The organism is Marinomonas posidonica IVIA-Po-181, assembly GCF_000214215.1.
In the GTDB taxonomy this organism is placed as follows: Bacteria; Pseudomonadota; Gammaproteobacteria; order Pseudomonadales; family Marinomonadaceae; genus Marinomonas; species Marinomonas posidonica.
The window spans coordinates 2,107,230-2,126,678 of record NC_015559.1; the positions used below are offsets into that span (position 1 = coordinate 2,107,230).

A 19,449-nucleotide genomic window follows, 5' to 3' on the forward strand; every position below is an offset into this window, starting at 1 on the left:
AAACAAAAAAGCCGACATGATCTTTCATCATGTCGGCTTTTTAGCACTTCTGAAGATTACTGACTTAATTGCACAATCAATTTGTTCATGCGGGATACAAAAGTCGCTGGATCTTCTAGCTGACCACCTTCTGATAAGGTCGCTTGCTCAAACAACAACCAAGCCATATCAGAAAAACGCTCTTCGTCTGATTCAGCGTCCATTTTCACCACAATTGGGTGATCTGGATTCACCTCTAGAGACGGTTTTGAGTCAGGAAGCGATTGACCTGCCTGCTCTAACAAACGACGCATCTGCAGACCCATGTCGTGCTCGCCGACAACCAAACAAGCAGGTGAGTTAGTCAAACGGTCGGTTGAGTTTACGCCGGCTACCTTCTCTTCTAGTACCGCTTTCATGCGATCTAGTAGCGGTTTCATCTGCTCAGCTTTTTCTTCTTTCTCTTTCTTCGCTGCTTCGTTATCTTCTTCCGCTAAGTCCAACTTACCTTTGGTCACGTCTTGGAAAGATTTACCTTCAAACTCTTGCAGAGAAGACATCATCCATTCATCAATACGATCACTTAGCAGTAGAACCTCAAAACCTTTCTTACGAAGAATCTCAAGATGCGGGCTGTTTTTCGCCGTATTGTGATTCTCAGCATAGATGTAATAAATCTTATCCTGACCTTCACTCATACGGGATACGTAGTCAGCCAAAGACACGGTTTGATCAGCGCTGTCTGTTTCAGTTGAACTGAAACGCAACAAGGCCGCAATTTTATCCTTGTTGCCCATATCATCTGCAGGGCCTTCTTTTAACACATTGCCGAATTCATTCCAGAAAGACTGGTATGTTTCAGGATCATTTTTCGCCATTTTTGACAACATGTCTAACACACGCTTGGTCAAAGCGGAGCGCATTGAATCCACCGCACTGTCATTCTGTAGAATCTCACGAGACACATTCAAAGACAGATCGTTGGAGTCAACCACACCTTTCACAAAACGCATGTAAGGCGGTAGGAAAGCTTCTGCCTCATCCATGATAAAGACACGCTGTACATACAGTTTCAAACCACGCTGCATGTCACGGTTCCATAAGTCATAAGGCGCTTTGGAAGGAATGTATAGCAAGCTGGTGTATTCCAACTTACCTTCAACCTTATTATGCGACCATTTCAATGGCTCTTGGAAGTCGTGTGAAATGTGCTTATAAAACTCTTTATACTCTTCGTCTTTTACGTCATTACGAGCACGGGTCCATAAAGCTTTAGCTGAGTTTACCGCCTCAAATTCAGGCGTTGTATTTTCTGCAACCGGTTTTGGATTGCCTTCCTCATCAAACTCTGGGTATACCACCTTTTCCATTTCCACTGGAATGGAAATATGATCAGAATACTTAGTCACCAAAGTACGTAAACGATAGTTATCAGCAAATTCTTTCTCATCGGCTTTGAGATGAAGTGTAATACGTGTACCGCGAGTGGCTTTCTCGACATTCTCAATAGTGAATTCACCTGAACCATCAGAAATCCAACGAACAGCGTCGCCTTCTGCAGCACCAGCACGACGAGTTTCAACAGTTACCTTATCGGCCACAATAAAGGCAGAGTAAAAACCCACACCAAATTGGCCAATTAATTGGCTGTCTTTTTTCTGATCACCACTTAACTGCTCAAGAAAAGCAGACGTACCAGACTTTGCGATGGTACCAAGGTTTGTAATGGCTTCTTCACGAGACATACCAACGCCATTATCATCAATAATGACCGTGCCCGCGTCTTTATCAAACTCAACACGGACGCGTAAATTTGGGTCATCAGACAAGAGATCAGCGTTCGCGACAGACTCAAAACGTAGCTTATCTACCGCATCAGACGCATTGGAAATAAGTTCACGCAGAAAAATTTCTTTGTTTGAGTACAAAGAATGGATCATCAAATGAAGTAGTTGCTTTACTTCCGTCTGAAACCCTAACGTTTCTTTTTGAGTATCAGTTGCCATGTTATTACTTGCTCCTATTTGAATGAACCTTTGGTTCTAACCAAAGGTGTAACACTTTTCACATGTGCAACATAGATAAAGCCTCTTGAACGGATTTCAAGAGGCTTATATACAATTTTTTTGTGGAAATTCAGATTGATAGGATTTGCTAAATTGAAAAAGACACTACTTTAATCGCACAATGGTTAAACCATCGCCAATCGGCAGCTGGGACAAGGTCACATCTGGGTCAGAATGAATGGTGTCGTTTAATTTTCGAACGATATTGGTGTCTTTATCGTCAAAGTCATCATCCGCGACATTCCCCCACCACAAGGTATTGTCAATCAACATACAGGCACCTGGCTTTAGCAGCTGCTTCGCCAATTGATAATAATTTAACAAGTTTGCTTTATCAGCATCAATGAAGATAAAGTCATAACTTTGCGCTTCTTTCTCAACCTTTTGTTCCATCACAGACAAGGCATCCGCACATTGAGTTAGAACACTGGCTTTAACATCAGCTTGTGCCAAATACTTATTTGCAATATCCAACCACATTTGTTTTTTATCAACTGCAAGCATACTAGCCTGCTCACCCAAAGCTCGCGCAATGGAAATAGTGCTGTAGCCAGTAAAAACCCCTATTTCCAAGACTTTTTGAGGGTTCAACAAAGACACCAGCATGGTCAAAAACTGGCCAACCTCTGGAGACAACGCCATGCGCGCCATATGATACTGCGCCGTCTCGCGACGTAAATCTTCTAGCACTTGCGGTTCACGTACGGAGTGATCAATCAGGTAATCATACAGTCTATCATCCACTTTCACTGTACGATTCACTGGACGATTTTCGGCTGAAACGGGTTTCGGAAAATTAGGTAGCATTTGAATTCATCACCAATCCACGACTGAGCGTTTTAAACGTTTTTGAACGAAATTCTCGACGATACAATACCGCCACTACCATCACACTGGCCGCCATACAAAAATAAGGCCCTAAAAACCAACCACAAAATGCCATGGCAAAATAATAAGCTCTTAACCCATAGTTAAATTGGTTCGCCGCCAAACTGCAAATTTGCGCCATGTGTCTTGCATACAACTCTCGTTCACTGTCCTCAATACCTCGCTCCGTTGCAAGAGGTGCACTACCGACCAGAACGGAACAAAAATTATACTGACGAACAGACCATGTGAAGGTAAAAAAAGCATAGGAGAAAATCACCACTAACACGATAATTTTTAACTCCCACTCTTGTTGGCTCATAGGGGCCAACAAATAGAAGTCAGAGATGATTCCCAAGGCCTTTTCAGAATAATTAAACGCCGTAAACAAGCCTGCGATGATCAACAAGCTACTGGAAGCAAAAAACAAACTACTGCGTTCAAGGTTTGCCATCACTGAAGCATCGGCAATGCGATTATCTCGCCTTAACAAACGCGACATCCATGCCAAACGAAATTGATGTAACACACTCACCAAACAAGCACGACGTTTAGAGTTGTATTGCGCGTATAAGGCATACCCCCACCAACAAGCAAAAAAAACAAACAAAGTGGTAAGATCAAGTGGGTTTATTAACAAGGCAACTGAACGGCTATCCATATAATAAGGCTCAACTATAACAATGGCTTAAGTTAGTGTAATTAGAGCATTTTTATCGCTTCCTGTGTAAATTTATAGTCGATATAAATTCACCTTATTGATGAGCGTATTTGCAAACAAAGCCTCCTTAAAAACTTGCATCCGTTAAAAATATCGGTAATATGCCAGGCTCTCTACACGGCATGCGGATGTGGTGGAATTGGTAGACACGCTGGATTTAGGTTCCAGTGCTTCACGGCGTGAGAGTTCGAGTCTCTCCATCCGCACCATCTTAGTAATATTTTTCGCTTTCAATACAGACACAAAAAAACCGAACCCATCACTGAATTCGGCTTTGTTTTTTTTTGCATTATCTGGCGCTTAGGCTTTTAGCTTCCAAGATACCTCTCGACCGGAAAAGAAAGGCACAATAGGCTCACCGTTTGCCAAGTTAATGCTATCCGGCACTTGCCACTCTTCTTTGACTAACGTCACTGTGTCTGTGTTACGTGGTAGACCGTAAAAGTCTGGACCATGTAGGCTAGCAAAACCTTCTAGCTTATCTAAGGCATCTAGCTCTTCAAACACTTGAGTGTAAAGCTCCAATGCAGACCAAGCACTGTAACAGCCCGCACAGCCACAGGCATTTTCCTTTTTATGACGAGCATGTGGCGCAGAATCGGTTCCGAGGAAGAAGCGGTTTGAACCAGACGCCACGACTTGACGCAAGGCTTCTTGGTGCGAAGAACGCTTAAGAACAGGTAAGCAGTAATTATGCGGACGAACACCACCCACTAACATATCATTTCGATTCATCATTAAGTGCTGCGGTGTAATGGTTGCCGCAACGCCTTCGCGAGCAGAAAGCACAAAATCAGACGCATCCTTTGTGGTAATGTGTTCAAACACCACTTTTAGATTAGGTACACTCTCGACAATTTTTGTCATATGCTGGTCGATAAATTCTTTTTCACGATCAAATATATCAACATGGTTATGCGTCACTTCACCGTGAATCAATAGCAACATATCATTTTCAGCTAAAGCTTCGAAAATTGGATAACGCGACTCAACAGACGTCACCCCCGAATCCGAGTTAGTCGTCGCGCCTGCCGGATACATTTTTACTGCCACGACACCCGCTTGCTTAGCCGCTTTGATGTCTTCTACACTGGTTTTATCAGTGAGATACAAGGTCATCAGCGGCATAAAATCACTGCCTTGTGGTCGAGCGGATAGGATACGCTCTTTATAGCTCAGAGCCATGTCCGCATTCATTACAGGCGGCACCAAGTTCGGCATCACAATCGCTCTTGAAAAACAACGCGCTGTCGCTGGCACCGTTTCCAACAACATATCATCATCACGAAAATGTAAGTGCCAATCGTCTGGCTTTATTATGGTAATTTCGTTCATCTTCAGCCCTTTAAGATAAATAAAAAAATACACTGTAAAAGTGTCTTGCCTAGCCAAAAAAAAGCCGCTTATTAGCGGCTTTTTTTAATACTTAACTGTCTTTACGTGGAGCACGTGGACGGCGCTCGCCACGGTCACGACCGCCACTCGAACGACGGCGTTCACGATCACCGTAACCACGTTTCTCGCCACCACCCGGACGACGACGTCCTGATGGCGATGCTGCGCGTTTATTCAACTCGTCAGCATTTTCTAATTTAGCGATGTCCGTACGCTGACCACAAATGCGCATCTTGCTCAATTTACCTAACGCACCTGACTCCAAGTTAGAAGGCAAATCAACGGTCGCAAAATCTTCATAGATTTCGATGTGACCAATGTAACGACTTTCAATAGACGCTTCATTCGCAATCGCTCCTACAATGTTACCCGGCTTAACACCAGCACTGTAGCCTACTTGAACAACGTAACGTGTCATTGCAGTATTTGGATCATCCTTAAGCGGCATAGCGTCAGCCGTTACAGGACGAACTTTGCGCTCACGTGGCGCTCTGTCTTCACGACCGTCACGGCTATCACGGCCTTCGCGACGCTCACGACGCTCTTGACGAACTTCCATTTCAGACAACAACAAAGGTGTTTTACCTTGTGCCATATGAGCTAACGCCGCAGCCATTTTAAGAGGATCGACTTCATTGTCTTTTTGATAGCTTTGGACAAGCTCCAAGAAGAAGTCAAGATTCTCGTTATCCATGGTATCAGTGATGCGCTGTTTAAAACGACTCACACGCTGCTCATTGATGTCAGATGCGGTTGGCAAATTCATCTTCTCAATTGGCTGACGAGTCGCACGCTCAATGGCTTGCAACATACGACGCTCACGATGAGCAACAAACAAGATTGCCGTACCAGAACGACCAGCACGACCTGTACGACCGATACGGTGGACATAAGATTCGGTATCGTATGGGATGTCATAGTTAACAACATGGCTAACGCGTTCAACGTCTAAGCCACGTGCCACTACGTCGGTCGCCACAAGAATATCGATTTGACCTTTCTTGATACGATCAACGGTACGCTCACGTAAGTTCTGACTAATGTCACCGTTTAGCGCCTCACAAGCATGCCCACGAGCGGTTAGCTTTTCAGCCAGCTCAACCGTGGCCGCTTTGGTACGAACAAAGATGATCATGCCATCATGCTCGTTCATCTCAAGAATACGGGTCAAAGCGTCCAGCTTGTGTAAGCCGCTAACTTGCCAGTATTTTTGAGAAATAGTGGTCGCTGTTGATGTCTTAGTGACAATTTTCACTTCTTTTGGATTGTTCAAATGGCGATTAGCCACTTGGCGGATCACTGAAGGCATAGTCGCTGAGAACAAAGCAATTTGGCGCTCTGAAGGCGTTTGCTCCAGAATCCACTCAACATCATCAATGAAGCCCATGCGTAACATTTCGTCAGCTTCATCTAATACAAGTGCTTTTAGGGTATCCAATTTCAAAGTCTTACGACGGATATGATCCATCACGCGACCTGGTGTACCAACAACCACTTGCACGCCACGTCGAAGTTGACGTAGTTGCGAGTCATAAGACATACCACCGTAAATTGGCAATACGTGGAAGTCAGGAATATTGCGAGCGTAACTTTGAAATGCTTCAGATACCTGAATAGCAAGTTCACGAGTTGGAGCCAATACAAGTAATTGTGTCGTTTTATCTGTCACGTCAATGCGAGACAAGAGCGGAAGCGCAAATGCTGCCGTCTTACCAGTACCCGTCTGCGCTTGCCCCAAAAGGTCGTGACCTTCTAATAGATATGGAATACTTTGCGCTTGGATAGCAGAGGGTTGCTCGTAACCTAGGTCAGCAACCGCTTTTAGAACAGGGGCAATTAAGCCCAACGAATCAAATGTAGGCTGAATATCAGCATCAGACATGTAAATGTGTACCTTTTTTTGGTGGGAGTAAGGCCTGTAACAATTTACATGCCTCAACGAAACTTCTCAGGGATTTCTCTAGAGGAAAATCTAAGTGCGGCATTATATACAATTAAACTAAAATTCGCTAGCAAGAATTGAAATAAGATACCAGTCTTTTGATTTTATTTTTCGACCTCAGAAACCCCTTTGTCGGAATCCAGCATTATGGCCAACCAACGCATCTTAGGATTCGCTTCAAATGCCAGTTTTACAATAATAGTCAATGGAATGGATAAAAGCATACCTACTGGCCCAAAAACCCATCCCCACAAGAGTAAAGACAAGAAAACCACCAAGGTAGACAAACCTAACCCCTTACCCATGTACCTTGGTTCAATCATGTTACCAACGATCAAGTTAACAATCACAAACCCAAGTGCCGTCAGACCCGCCGACAGACTACCCAGCTGAACAAATGCTAGCAACACGGCCGGAATGGCGGCAATGATCGAACCTATATTAGGCACAAAATTGAGTAAAAACGCACACACTCCCCACAGGATGGGAAAATCAATGCCCAATACCCACAACCAAGCCGTTATCAACACACCGGTCAAAATACTCACCAATGTTTTGATCACCAAGTATCGGTTGACTGAGCTAATAAAGGTTTCAAACCGTCCCATCGACTCTGAAGCATTGTTCAATGCACGAGATAATTTATGGGGTAATTCAACCGCTTCAAACAAAATAAAGATCACGATCATCACCACCATGACCAAGTTAGTTAATGCACTGCCCAACCCTCGCAATGCATTTGCAACCATCTGCATTAAAGAAGATGGGTCAATGTAGCCTTTCACCTGATCATATGACACTTGAATGCCTACATTATTCAATAACTGAATCACCCCAGACATTTCTTCAGCAAAGCGTTGTTTGTAATTGGGGAGCTGGCTTGAAAAACTGTCAAGGGACGACCCAACCAATAATGCAATGGAACCAACACCAACCAAAATCAAGAAAACCACCAGTAAAATGGATAACCAAGTGGGAACTTTACGCTGGCGTAAACTCGACATAGCGGGCGCACAGATGATGGCAATGAACACCGACAACATAAAAGGCACAACAATCTGTGATGCCGCTTTTAATCCGGCAATGATAATAATAAATGCCGCAAAGCCGACTAACCATTGAATACCTTTATGCTGTTCACTCATCTTTGCCGCCTTACATGTCCATTGGGTAAATACTTTGCGCATAATCCGCTAAGTCTTGCAGCATGATTTGCTGACGACTTGATAAATCGGGTGTTTGGGCGATGGCATTTAAGCGATCAAAATATTGTGCCATCGTAATTGAACCACCACCATCCGTCTCTAATAAACGAATTTGACGATATTCTTCCCATTCCTGTCGTTGTTGTTCGGTTAATTGTTCTGGATAGTTACGACCTATGTAACGCGTCAACATTTCAGGCAAGCGTCGATCATCAAATGATAAACTCAGCTCAGTTAAATGCTCCGCAGGCGTTGATCGAATGGTATCCATTCTAGTTTTATCTTCTCGAGAAAAGAAACCGCCTGAATAAAGCATTAAATCGGGATCTTTATCAATCGTCCGCTCTTCTTGAACAAACACATCGCTTAGCTTCGCAGCCAAACCAGTATGCTGTTTAATCATGGCAAGATTGTGACGACATTTGTCACCATCTAATCCGAGTCGATTCACGATCTGCTCATCTTTTAAAAAGGTTGCAGGCGCCACCGCAGGTGCACGATTGTAGTGAATCACTTTGAGAGGTAAACGGGATATATCACCAAGCTCATCTTGTCGGGTAAAAACACGATGTTGGATTTCTTTAACACTCAACTCTAACAAAGGTTGAGCATCTTCCATGAGATCCCACACAATGATGCCATTTTTATTGGTTGGATGTGGCGCAACAGGCACCACAAACGCAGCATAATGCCGTGCCTGTCCAAACATGCCCGAAATATGCAAAAAAGGCTTCATACGAACAGGGTCAATGAATTGCTGAAGTTCATGCTTTTGACGCATCTTGAAATAATAAGCAAATAATTTAGGTTGCTTATCCTGAATCAATTTCGCTATTTCAATGGTGCCATAGACATCAGACAAGGCGTCATGAGCTTGTTCATGAGCAATGTTGTTCGCCTTGGTCAAATCCTCTAGCTTCATCGATACCTGGCCATCTTCTTTCTTAGGCCAAACAATGCCATCCGGGCGCATGGCGTACGTCATACGAACCAAATCTATCATATCCCAACGGGAACAATTATTTTGCCATTCACGAGCGTAGGGATCGATAAAGTTACGATAAAACCCGTGACGTACCACTTCGTCGTCAAAGCGTATGGTGTTGTAACCAAGAGCGCAGGTACCAGGAACAGATAACTCGGCTTCAACCGCTTGCATAAATTCCGCTTCACACAAACCATCACGGTTCGCTTCTTGCGGACTAATACCGGTTAATAAGCAGGCCTCTGGCTGAGGCAGTGTATCTTCTGCCAGACGGCAGTAAAACATGACAGGTTCACCAATAGGATTAAAATTAAGATCGGTTCTAATGCCGGCAAATTGCATAGGACGATCTCTTGCTGGGTCCGTTCCTGTTGTTTCAAAATCAAACCAAAAAAATGACGTTGGGCCCGCTGCAGTCACAAATAATTCCTGTTAGCCGTTAAAGAAAAACCGTATTATACGCATCTTAAAGTGTTTTTGGCGATGAGAGGAGCTGTTCTATGCCAATCCCAGTAAATTGCCCATGTGGAACGGGCAATCCTTACGAAATGTGCTGTGGCATGTATCATAACAACCCAGGTACGGCGCCAACGGCGGAAATTTTAATGCGTTCACGCTACAGTGCATTTGCCATTGGTGACTTTGAGTACATTGCCGTAACGCAAAAACTCAAGGAAGACCCAAAACAAAACGCAAAAGACATAGAAGCAAGCAATCAAAACACACAATGGATTAAGCTAGAAGTCACCGATACGGAAGCAGGTTTAGAAAAAGACAAAACCGGTATGGTGTATTTTTCAGCTCACTTCAAAGAAGGAAAACACATAGGACGGCTGAGTGAACGCTCTCTTTTCAAAAAAGTAAAAGGTCAATGGTTTTACTTATCAGGCGAACATGAGGTGGAAAAGAACACCCCTCTGATCAAATCAGATGAAATGAAGATAGGTCGTAATGATCCATGTTCTTGCGGGTCTGGTAAGAAATTCAAAAAATGCTGCGCATCAGCATAGTGCAAACTTTCATTCGATGAATTAAGGCTTTGTTGATGAAAGTCTTAATTTGCTTGCTCTAATTCACGTAGATGCCATTTTTTCTGAATACGAATGAGCTCATCCTTAATGGACAAAAACAAGCGTACTAATTCTGGATCAAAATGAGATCCAGCGGAACGCTCAATATGCACTAACGCTTCCTCGACCGTCCAACTCTTTTTATAAGAACGCTCCATGGTAAGCGCATCAAATACATCCGCCATCGCTACTATGCGAGCCGATTGAGGTATGGCCCTCGCTGCCAGCCCATAAGGGTAACCTGAACCATCCCATTTTTCATGATGGCCAAGGGCCGCCTGGGCTGCCAATTGAAATAACGGCGCATTACTTTTACTCAATATATTGTGGCCAGCCACCGTATGCGACTTCATGATTTCCATCTCGTCATCCGTCAGCTTATGAGGTGATTTTAAAATAGAGTCAGGAATCGCCACTTTACCAGTATCGTGCATTGGTGCCGCCATACGTAGCAGTTCAACTTGCTCTTCTTCCCAACCCGCCGCTCTGGCTAACGCAGCACTATAATCCGCCATGCGCCACATATGAATTCCGGTATCGGTATCATTCAAATGACCAACTTCACCCAACATGGTGACAGCGGCCTCAAGTGCATCGTCTAATTGTTGAGTACGAGCCGCAATAATGGCTTTGTTTTGCTTATCATTTTCAGACAACTTTAAATGTGTTGCTACTCGAGATAGAGTCGTCATAGGTGAGATTGGTTTGGTGATAAAGTCCACCGCCCCCACCCTAAACCCTTCAATTTCATATTTCATGTCGGTTGTGGCCGTCAAGAATATTACTGGGATATTCGCTGTCTGATTCTGACTTTTTAACTTTTCACATACTTCAAAACCACTCATTCCAGGCATCATGACATCCAATAAAACAATGTCAGGTTCACTCGCTGCAATGATATTTAAGGCCGCGACACCGTTTTTCGCCACCTGAACTTGATAATGCTCTGCCAGTATCTCTTTAAGCAAATCAATGTTTCTTGGCACATCATCTACGATCAATACTTTTTTCTTATCTGTGAGCATATCAATGCATTCCGTCGTCATATTCATTGCTTCTTGTCCGAATAAACTCATGATAAATAAACCCTTTTCAATTCTTTCAAAACCCTACAGGCATCTTGGAAATCGTAATCAGTAATATAAGCTAATACTTGCTGAAGGGTTTCTTGTTGATCTTTGTCCGTTAATCGAGATAACAATTGCTTCACCCTACCCTCAGAGGACACGTCACCCGCCATTAAGAGTAGTTCAATGGCTTCGATTTCTGCCAACCTTTCTTTTTGGTCAGTTAAAACGATTGTCTGCTCATGGTTAACCGCTTCTTTCTCAGTAAGTAAAGTCAATGTTTTCTTCATTAACAAGTGATGGTCTAACGGTTTGTACATAACCTCATCAAATAACGCATCCATCTTTTCTGTGCCATCAACATTCACCACATCCGCCGTTAGACATAGGATAGTAGGAGCCCTATCGCTCAATTTATCTCGAATTAACTGAGTCGCTTGATAGCCATCCATGATGGGCATTCGAATGTCCATTAAAATTAAATCGTATCGGTTTTCAATGGCTTTTTCGTAGGCTTGTTGGCCATTCTCAGCCCAGTCGAGTGCGATTCCCATCTTGCTGTAAATGGCCTTCACTATATTGGCATTCACGACATTATCTTCCGCCAACAATATACGCTTATTCTTCAGAAAACGGGTTTCTAGCGATTCACTTTGATCAGATGTATTGTCAACATCCTGAGCAAACAATAATGCCTTATTTTTATGTTTTAACTCTTCAACTTTCTTCGGTGTTATCAAGGCCGAAAAAGGCTCATCCTGTTGGGGCATATCTTGCTTGCAATATATTCCCGCCTGCTCTTTCAATATTTGGTACAAATTAGGAGTCAGTTGCTTGGATTGAGAAAAATAATCATAACTCACTAAAATCGTACCAATACTTCCATTCGACTTACCTGCAAAAATACCTTCTAACTCGGCAGGCTCAGTTAAAACGATGTTTTTCATGCCAATTTCTGTGAGAAAATCCACTAAATAAGCGTCTTCTTTCAACAAAACCAAATTGGAATTTTGATTCCTTCTTAAACCCACAGGTCGATATGGCAAGACCACTTTAAACAATGTCCCAGCACCGCCTTCGCTGTCATAGGATAATTCACCACCAAATAAATCCACCAGCTGACGGGTAATACTTAAGCCTAATCCTGTACCGCCAAACAAACGAGTTGTGCTGCTGTCAGCTTGTTTAAACGATTCAAACACATCGACATTTTTACCTATTCCAACACCAGTATCTTGTACCTCAATAAGCATATGATTTTGGTTTGCCAAGCTAACCCGTAAATCCACACGACCTTCATGAGTAAATTTAATCGCATTGCTAAGCAAGTTAATCATAATCTGCTGCAACCGAGTCGGATCACCAAGCATGTTGTTGGACAATTCGAAGTCACGACTGACGCTGAACTGCAAATTCTTCTTGCTGGCCATCTCAGCATTGACCTGATATACATATTCTAGAACTTGGTCTAGGCTGAACTCGGCTTCTTCTAACTCAACACCATCTGATTCTAGTTTTGAAAACTCCAATATACCATTGATAATGTGTAGCAAAGCATCCGCAGAGGTTTGGATTTTTTTCACTCTGTCGTAAACTTTATCTTCCAAATGGTCTTCTAATAGCAGATGACTAAAACCGATAATGGCATTCATTGGGGTTCGAATTTCATGACTCATCGTTGCCATAAAATCTAATTTGACTTTCAGTGCCTCTTCGGCCGACTGAACTGCTTTCTCTAACTCATGCGTTAGCTCTATGGATTTGCGATAAGATTCAGTAGCGATTCTTAATTGCCTAAACAACATGTAGATGATAAACATCACAGTTATTGCCAACAAAGAAATCAAACTGGCCAATTTGATAAATAAATCATAGGACACCTCTCTTCGCTCAACCTTTTCAGCTGACCTTAAGGTGAGTGTATCCATGACAATGGACTCTGTTGTTTTGAGAATACTATTACTTTCTTTTAGCGCACTCTTCACATCAACGTTGACACCGTCAACAAACAACAATGAATCAAGGTGAATCATCTTTTGGGTTATGGCATCAATTAGTTCATCTGCATGAGGCAGTCTTTGATACACTTGTTTTAGTTGACCAAATTTCAGAATATTCAACCGACTGTAGAGAATATCAAAACGGTCTCTAGCTTCTTGCAACTGCTGTTCGTTTGGTTGGTCTTCCAATAATTTCAGGGCGTTCATCAGTTTTAATGACTCCCTATCCAGTTGATACGAAGCCCATAATGCGTCTTCCTCAACCGCAGTCATAATCACTTTTTGACGCTCAACCAACTCTAAAAAAATGCTTGCTGTTACCGCTAGAAAAATAATAGCCGCACTCACCAACATATAGATGGATGAACGTTTCTCCGCAATAGAGCGTAACGGTCTCAGTAACGACACAAGCCTCATCAGTCAACTACTCAACTAGGATGGATTTAATCTGCCAAACAGAACGATTGTGTATCACTTCATTATTAAGCTCAGGCATGTCGCTAAAAGGGTAAATAATGAACAGTGGTCCTTTGTCACGTATCGACATGGCTTCACCGTTCATATCCATGGCCAACATAACATCATAGTCGGTCGCATCAGAGAGTGGCATTTTCGCACTGTAATCATTCAGTGCGGAGACTTTTAGGGTTTCACCCATAGCACCAACTGCCTGCAAAATCGAACTTAACATTGGCCCTTGATATAAATCAGAACCTTCCGTCCAAGGCGTTACCGTTTCCATATCAAACACACCTAAGGACAGCAACATGTCGCGATCAAACTCAGCGGTATTCTTATCTGTATTAGTATGAGCAATTTCGCCAGAAACGGTTAAGATCACCTTTCCTGTAGGCTTAGGCAAGGTGGCTGCTGTGGCCGTCATACTAATAACCGCAGATAATATGTAAGTGGCACACGTTAGAACAATGGATTTAGTCATATCCTACCCCGTAAATTCGAATTACTAAGCAGTATAAATAAACAACCCTCGCTTTCCTCTAAGTGATTACGAAACGCTACGCTTTAGCAACCTAGCAAAACAAAGGAAAACACTAGATACAAAAAAAACCGCACTAGGCGGCTTTTAAAATGTCTACATGCTTACGTTTATGGAACATCATGACCTTGTGATGCAATTAGAATACGAAACCAATCATCATCAGTGAGCGCCAAAGTGGTGGCTTCAACAGCCAACTGTAAGCGCGCTATTTTCCCAGATCCCATGACTGGACAAATCCCTGCTGGGTGCCTCAACAACCAAGCCACAACCACTTGATCTATTGTCATACCTAGGCGTGATGCGATCTCTTGCAATACAAGCTGGACCCGCTTCGAGATATCATTTGTTGTTGAAAATAGTTCGCCACCAGCAAAAGGTGACCACGCCATCGGCGTCACCGCGTGGCGCTGCATATGATCCAAACTGCCATCTTGAAAATGTTGCAATTCCAACGGTGATAGTTCCACTTGGTTAAGAATTAGAGGGGCATCTAAGCGTGATTGTAATAAATCAAACTGATGTGGCGTATAGTTCGACACCCCAAAATGCTTCACCTTGCCTAAAGTAAAGAGTAAATCAAACGCCTGCGCCACTTCATCAGCATCCATCAATGGACTTGGACGATGTAACAATAAGGTATCAATGTAATCGCACCTAAGATTGGACAATGAGCGGTCAACACTGGCCAAAATGTGCTCACTACGATAGTCATAGCGATGCACTTGCACCTCTGGGCGATTCTCTGACGGCAATAAAATACCGCATTTAGTAATAATTTCCATCTTATCACGTAGCGAGGGTTTCAATGCTAAAGCCTCACCAAACAAAGCTTCACATTGATAATTACCATAAATATCGGCATGGTCAAATGTCGTCACACCAAGATCAAGACACGCTTCAATAAAATTTAATGTTTCCGAAGACGACCACCCCCACTCTTGCAAACGCCAAAAGCCCTGCGCAATTCGGGATCCTTCAAAACCCAGTGGATGGTACTGATGGCGCATAATGAAACCCTTAATCGAAATGGATGATGGTCACGTATTCTATGCGATCAATAAGATAACTCAACCATAGGCAGAAAGATTCCTGCCACACATGCCTGACACATCTCGCGATCAAATGTATAATGTGCCTCATTCAAGACTGACCTCTAACACAGAGCGACGCGACCACTTACAGACGGGATATTTTTGAGCCATACATTAACCCTTTATTTACTTAGCCTTTAGGCGCTCATCAACAACAAACATAAACCACTGTGATGGATACAAACATGAACTCTATAACTCTAGGCCCCCTTTCTAAGGCTGACGGCGAAATCCAAATTCCTGGCTCTAAAAGCCTTTCCAACCGTATTTTGTTATTAGCCACCTTGGCCAAAGGCACCACCAGAATCACTAATCTATTAGACAGTGACGACATTCGTCATATGCTCGATAGTCTGACTCAACTGGGCGTTAACTACCGCCTAGAAGATCAAGGTACTACCTGTGTATTAGAAGGTCTTGGTGGCCCGATTCAAGCCGATTTCGGTGACTTATTCTTGGGTAACGCAGGCACGGCAATGCGCCCATTAACCGCCGCTCTGTGCCTTGGTCAGGGTGAATTTCGCTTGCACGGTGAACCACGCATGCACGAAAGACCGATTGGCGACCTAGTCGATGCACTGAAAGTACTTGGTGTTGACATTCAATACGAAGGCGAGGTCAATTACCCACCACTGCGTATCAAAGCCAATGGTCTAAACGGCGGCGAAGTATCCATTAAAGGCAATATCTCAAGCCAATTTCTGACGGCCATTTTAATGAGCGCACCATTAGCGCAACAAGACCTGACTATCAAGGTAGATGGTGAATTAGTTTCTAAACCTTACATCGACATCACATTGCACGCCATGAAACAATTTGGTGTCGAAGTGGAAAACCAGAATTACCAAGCTTTTATCGTCAAAGGTCAACAAACTTATCAAAGCCCAGGCGACATCATGGTCGAAGGAGATGCGTCTTCTGCCTCTTATTTCTTAGCCGCCGCCGCGATTGCCGGCGGTAAAATCAAAGTACATGGCGTTGGTACAGACAGCGTCCAAGGGGATGTTAAATTCGCTGAAGTACTTGAGAAAATGGGTGCCAAGATCACCTACGGACCAACCTGGGTACAAGCAGAACGTCAGACACTAAAAGGTGTAGACCTAGATATGAATCATATTCCGGATGCGGCTATGACCATAGCAACAACGGCGCTTTTTGCTGAAGGTACCACTCGTATCCGTAATATTTATAACTGGCGCGTGAAAGAAACAGACCGTTTAAGTGCGATGGCCACTGAACTTAAAAAGCTTGGTGCCGAAGTCGTTGAAGGTGAAGATTTCATTAGCGTAACACCGGTAAAAACCTTACAGCACGCGGCAATCGATACTTACAATGATCACCGTATTGCTATGTGCTTTTCATTGGTGGCGTTCTCAAATACGCCTGTCACAATCAATGATCCAGGTTGTACCTCTAAGACCTTCCCAACCTACTTTGAGTTATTTAATCAAGTCACTCAATCCTAACGAATGACCAGCCTCACCAAGCCTCAGTGACTTATGCATTATTTCATGGGTCACTGAGGCTTTTTTATAGCGAATTATTTTTGATTATCTGGTGTCGCTGGCGTTTCCAACATTTTAATCTGCTTCGGTGTTAGCAATTCATACAGAGACGCACGATTCTCCGCATAGGCCATGGTTAACGCCTTAGTTTGCTTGGCGCTTTTATCCGCCAGAGCATCAACTTGCTTCAAATACCCTTTTGAATTTGGCGTAAGCTGACTCAACGCCACTTGAGTTTTATGTAGTTGTTCTTGAATTTTATGGATTTTTTGGCCATCTCGTTCGAACAATTCAGACACTTTCTGCTCCACATCACGGTTCAATCCCAACTTCTCAGCAATGCGCTCCGCCAATTGTTGATGGTTAGGGGAAGCTATTTTTGCTTCTTCCGGCTCAGCAAAGGCTTTCATTGTCACACCCGCCATTAGCGCAATGCCTAAACATATGACGGCAATCCTTGCTGTTCTTTTGTTGGTCAACATACTTTCTCCTAAGTCGTTCTGTTTGCGATGAAGACATTATGTCTGGACTTATGTCAAACCGAACAAAAGACCTAGGAGAGAGTAATAAAGCTTGTCAGCATGGCGTCAATAGACACGCATTAGCCCATTTAGAAACGACTCGTTAAGGCAGGATCCCAATCTTTCCAAACCACCTCTTTTCCTTGAGCATGAATCATAGCCGCAATGTCAGAAACACTTCTCTCATCACTAATCTGAAATTGTTCCAGTGCTGGCTGAGCTTCTTCAGCATACCCTCCCGGCTGCGTTTTAGACTCAGCACTCATAGTCGTAAAGCCCATTTTCACGGCATGCTGCCTAAATGTGGGAGATTCCCGTGTCGACAAACTCATCTCTAAATCCGCATCAAACAACCGCCAAGCGGCAATCAGTTGTACCAATTGGCGGTCACTGATCACTGATTTAGGCTCGATCCCTCCTTCACAAGGACGAATTCTAGGAAATGCCACACTAAAACGGCTACGCCAATAGCGCTTTTGCAAATGACGAAGATGATGAGCCATAGCAATAGAGTCTGTACGCCAATCCTCTAAGCCTAGTAGCACCCCTAATCCTATTTTGTGAATCTGTGCTTGACCAATACGATCCAGCGCATCTAAACGATAGTTAAAATTGCCTTTATTGCCTCGTAAATGATGCTCTAGATAGGTTTTACGTCGGTAGGTTTCTTGATATACCAAGACCGCATCCAATCCCAATTGCTGAAGCCGCTCATAATCAGCCATTTCTAATGGCTGAACTTCCATAGATAGCTGACTAAAATGGGGCTTTATTCGCGGCAACATACGCTCGAAATACGGCATGGCAACCTTATTTGTTTCGCCTGTAACCAAAAGAATATGGTCAAATCCTTTCGCCTTAATAGCGGCCACCTCAGCATCTACTTGCTGTTCATTAAGGGTCAAACGACGAATAGCATTCGACATAGAGAAACCACAGTAGGTACATTCATTGGCACAAGCATTTGACAAATAAAGCGGCGCAAATAAACTGATCGTGTTACCGAAACGCTGTTGAGTGATACCTTCACTCTTGGCCACCATCTCCAGCAAATAAGGTTCTGCGGCAGACGAAATTAACGCCGCAAAATCTTCCACGCCCAGCTTATCTTTTGCCAAAGCCCGAATGACATCTTGTTCGGTTTTCATCTGATGACTACGTGACATTGCTTGCCAGTCCATATCGTCAAGTACCTGACTGAACTGGCCTGTAATGGCTTGGCTTTGCTCAACTATGCGAACAACAGACACTTTACTCATGATAAAGCCCCAATAAACTCGGTCAGTGGGCTGGTAGCGTGCGCCGCATCAAATCGCTTTTCACCCAATCCGGATTCGTAGGCTAATCGACCCGCTTCAACCGCTAAACGAAACGCCTTACTCATTTGTTTAGGTTGTTTCGCTACTGCCATCGCGGTATTCACCAAGACCGCATCCGCCCCCATCTCTAGAGCCAAAGAGGCATCCGATGGCGCTCCAATCCCAGCATCCACAATCACTGGCACATTTGCTTGCTCAAGAATAATGTCTAAAAAGGGTCGACTCGCCAGCCCCATATTCGATCCAATCGGCGAGCCTAACGGCATCACACATTGACACCCCACCTCTTCTAGGCGCTTACACAAAACAGGATCAGCATGCACATAAGGCATGACCACAAAGCCTTTTTTTATCAAGGCCTCTGCTGCGACCAAGGTTTCATTACCATCCGGCATCAAATAACGAGGGTCTGGGTGTATTTCCAATTTCACCCAATTCGTCTGCAACGCCTCACGAGCCAGCTCGGACGCAAAAATGGCTTCTTGTGCATTTCTTGCCCCGGACGTATTAGGTAATAGCTTTACCCCCATTCTTTGCAAGGGTTTCAGAATATTGTCTGTTTGATGCTGCAAATCTAAACGTCGTAGAGATAGGGTTACCAATTCAGCGCCACTGGCCAAAATAGATTCCGTCATCGCCTCGGCACTAGCGTACTTTCCAGTACCGACAAATAAACGAGAGCCAAATTCTTGATCTGCAATAATTAGTGGTGTCAT

At 43.6% G+C, this 19,449-nt stretch carries 16 protein-coding genes and 1 tRNA gene; 3 read left to right on the forward strand and 14 right to left on the reverse strand.

Going from position 1 to position 19,449, the window contains the following annotated elements; translation table 11 throughout:
• Positions 1–56: 56 nt before the first annotated feature.
• From htpG to MAR181_RS09885, 3 genes are all read right to left on the reverse strand, one after another.
• On the reverse strand, positions 57–1,985 hold the full coding sequence (htpG, locus tag MAR181_RS09875) for a molecular chaperone HtpG (RefSeq protein WP_013796448.1): 1,929 nt from the start codon (positions 1,983–1,985) through the stop codon (positions 57–59).
• 165 nt (positions 1,986–2,150) lie between these two features.
• A complete protein-coding gene (locus MAR181_RS09880; RefSeq protein ID WP_013796449.1) occupies positions 2,151–2,852 on the reverse strand; it encodes an O-methyltransferase in 702 nt (233 codons plus the stop codon).
• A complete protein-coding gene (locus MAR181_RS09885; RefSeq protein WP_013796450.1) occupies positions 2,842–3,573 on the reverse strand; it encodes a DUF599 domain-containing protein in 732 nt (243 codons plus the stop codon). The genes MAR181_RS09880 and MAR181_RS09885 overlap by 11 nt, the downstream gene beginning before the upstream one ends.
• Before the next feature lie 184 nt (positions 3,574–3,757).
• Here MAR181_RS09885 and MAR181_RS09890 point away from each other — a divergent pair.
• Positions 3,758–3,842, forward strand: a tRNA-Leu gene (locus MAR181_RS09890).
• A gap of 91 nt (positions 3,843–3,933) precedes the next feature.
• Here the strand turns inward: MAR181_RS09890 and pyrC are convergent.
• The 4 genes from pyrC to sbcB all read right to left on the reverse strand — a co-directional run bounded on the left by pyrC (position 3,934) and on the right by sbcB (position 9,580).
• Positions 3,934–4,968, reverse strand: coding sequence for a dihydroorotase (gene pyrC, locus MAR181_RS09895; RefSeq protein WP_013796451.1), 1,035 nt, complete (start codon positions 4,966–4,968; stop codon positions 3,934–3,936).
• 91 nt (positions 4,969–5,059) lie between these two features.
• Positions 5,060–6,910, reverse strand: coding sequence for a DEAD/DEAH box helicase (locus MAR181_RS09900; RefSeq protein ID WP_013796452.1), 1,851 nt, complete (start codon positions 6,908–6,910; stop codon positions 5,060–5,062).
• Positions 6,911–7,074: 164 nt separating this feature from the next.
• Positions 7,075–8,115 carry an AI-2E family transporter gene (locus tag MAR181_RS09905; RefSeq protein WP_013796453.1) on the reverse strand — a complete coding sequence of 347 codons (1,041 nt, stop codon included), beginning with the start codon at positions 8,113–8,115 and terminating at the stop codon, positions 7,075–7,077.
• Between the two features lie 10 nt (positions 8,116–8,125).
• On the reverse strand, positions 8,126–9,580 hold the full coding sequence (sbcB, locus tag MAR181_RS09910; protein WP_013796454.1) for an exodeoxyribonuclease I: 1,455 nt from the start codon (positions 9,578–9,580) through the stop codon (positions 8,126–8,128).
• 80 nt (positions 9,581–9,660) lie between these two features.
• Here sbcB and MAR181_RS18680 point away from each other — a divergent pair, with 80 nt between their 5' ends.
• A complete protein-coding gene (locus MAR181_RS18680; protein WP_013796455.1) occupies positions 9,661–10,170 on the forward strand; it encodes a YchJ family protein in 510 nt (169 codons plus the stop codon).
• A gap of 44 nt (positions 10,171–10,214) precedes the next feature.
• On the opposite strand, the gene MAR181_RS09920 is transcribed toward MAR181_RS18680, so the two are convergent.
• The 4 genes from MAR181_RS09920 to MAR181_RS09935 form a co-directional block, all read right to left on the reverse strand.
• A complete protein-coding gene (locus MAR181_RS09920) occupies positions 10,215–11,306 on the reverse strand; it encodes a response regulator (protein WP_013796456.1) in 1,092 nt (363 codons plus the stop codon).
• A complete protein-coding gene (locus MAR181_RS09925) occupies positions 11,303–13,705 on the reverse strand; it encodes an ATP-binding protein (protein ID WP_171810316.1) in 2,403 nt (800 codons plus the stop codon). Before MAR181_RS09925 ends, MAR181_RS09920 begins: the two co-directional genes overlap by 4 nt.
• A 16-nt stretch (positions 13,706–13,721) precedes the next feature.
• Entirely contained in the window at positions 13,722–14,237 is a 516-nt protein-coding gene (locus tag MAR181_RS09930; protein ID WP_013796458.1) for a putative pterin-binding protein, read from the reverse strand.
• Between the two features lie 167 nt (positions 14,238–14,404).
• Positions 14,405–15,304 (reverse strand): aldo/keto reductase, encoded by a 900-nt coding sequence (locus MAR181_RS09935; protein ID WP_013796459.1) that lies wholly within the window; start codon positions 15,302–15,304, stop codon positions 14,405–14,407.
• 269 nt (positions 15,305–15,573) lie between these two features.
• Between MAR181_RS09935 and aroA the strand changes: the two genes are divergently transcribed.
• A complete protein-coding gene (gene aroA, locus MAR181_RS09940; protein WP_013796460.1) occupies positions 15,574–16,854 on the forward strand; it encodes a 3-phosphoshikimate 1-carboxyvinyltransferase in 1,281 nt (426 codons plus the stop codon).
• 74 nt (positions 16,855–16,928) lie between these two features.
• Here the strand turns inward: aroA and MAR181_RS09945 are convergent, their stop codons facing one another.
• From MAR181_RS09945 to MAR181_RS09955, 3 genes are all read right to left on the reverse strand, one after another.
• Positions 16,929–17,375 (reverse strand): Spy/CpxP family protein refolding chaperone, encoded by a 447-nt coding sequence (locus MAR181_RS09945; RefSeq protein WP_013796461.1) that lies wholly within the window; start codon positions 17,373–17,375, stop codon positions 16,929–16,931.
• Positions 17,376–17,503: 128 nt separating this feature from the next.
• On the reverse strand, positions 17,504–18,673 hold the full coding sequence (thiH, locus tag MAR181_RS09950; RefSeq protein ID WP_013796462.1) for a 2-iminoacetate synthase ThiH: 1,170 nt from the start codon (positions 18,671–18,673) through the stop codon (positions 17,504–17,506).
• The gene (locus MAR181_RS09955; protein ID WP_013796463.1) at positions 18,670–19,449 is read right to left on the reverse strand and encodes a thiazole synthase; all 780 of its coding nucleotides are present in this window, start codon (positions 19,447–19,449) and stop codon (positions 18,670–18,672) included. The genes thiH and MAR181_RS09955 overlap by 4 nt, the downstream gene beginning before the upstream one ends.